Below are 1,272 nucleotides of genomic sequence, written 5' to 3'. Positions count from 1 at the left end.
TGCGCTAACCCCATGATATGGGAGTAAAATAAAAACACTTTCGTTGAATTCATATTAAAATGAATTTATACGGAGGTGTTTTTTCTATGAAAAGAGTGGCATATTCAGTTGAAATAAAATATAAAGTAGTAGAAATGAAACTTAAAGGATATAGTACAAGAGAAATAATGGATGCTTTAAATATTAAAAATGAATCTCAAGTTAAAGTGTGGTGGAAATGGTATAGAAATGGGGAAACACATAGATTCAATCAACAAGTAGGTAAACAATATTCCTACGGAAAAGGAAATGAAGAATTGAGTACTGTTGAGACGCTAAAAATTGAATTAAAGCGCAAAGAAGTAGAAAATGAAATTTTAAAAAAGTACAAGGAATTGGAAAGGAAGTGGTCCCAGAGGTAGTTGTTGAATTAGTAAATGAATTGAAATCTAAATATACAGTGAAAGTCATTTTAGAAACTTTAGATATTCCAAAATCAAATTATTACAGATGGAAAAACAAAGATTTCAGTATATCTGAGGATGAACGAGAAATTATAGAACTATGTAAGAAACATCGTTTTACATATGGTTATAGAAAAATAACTGCCTTGTTAAATAGAAAAAATAATAAACCAATTAATCACAAAAAAGTACAAAGGATTATGCAAAAACATAATTTAAATTGTAAAGTACGAATGAAAAAATCGAAAAGACCAGGGAATGCATATTATAAAACACATAATCTATTAAATAGAAACTTCAAAGCAGAGAAACCTTTAGAAGTACTTTTAACAGATATCACTTATTTACCCTTCGGGAATACAATGTTGTATCTTTCATCTATCATGGATGCTTACAATGGTGAAATTGTGGCATATAAAATCGGTAATAAACAAAATCAAGAATTAGTAAATGAGACATTAAAACAACTTCAATTGGAACCAGGTACTATATTACATAGTGATCAAGGAAGTGTTTATACTTCTTATGAATACTATGCCCTATGTACAGAAAAAGGCATTACCAGAAGCATGTCCCGTAAGGGAACGCCAGCTGATAATGCCCCAATAGAATGTTTTCATGCCTCTCTAAAGTGTGAAACATTCTACTTAAACAGTGAGCTTAGAAGCTCTAATACCATTGTAATAGATATTGTCGAAAATTACATTGAAAACTATAATAAAGTTAGAATTCAACAAAAACTAGGCTACTTATCCCCTATAGAATATAGGAAATTAGCAGCCTAGAAAATAGTGTTTTTATTGAGCTCCCTTAGTAAGGGTGCAGTGCC

At 30.2% G+C, this 1,272-nt stretch carries 1 protein-coding gene; it reads left to right on the top strand.

The features are described 5' to 3' along the window. Positions 1 to 86: 86 nt before the first annotated feature. A protein-coding gene (locus tag ACZ2V4_RS11660; protein ID WP_198479331.1) for an IS3 family transposase occupies positions 87 to 1,228 on the top strand; the annotation gives its coding sequence in 2 pieces (ribosomal slippage) (positions 87 to 357 and positions 357 to 1,228; 1,143 coding nt in all). Positions 1,229 to 1,272 lie beyond the last annotated feature (44 nt).

This window comes from Macrococcus sp. CoH-51_TC_04 (genome assembly GCF_058188655.1).
The sequence above is the reverse complement of the archived record's forward strand: the minus strand, read 5'-3'. Positions and strand labels throughout refer to the sequence as shown.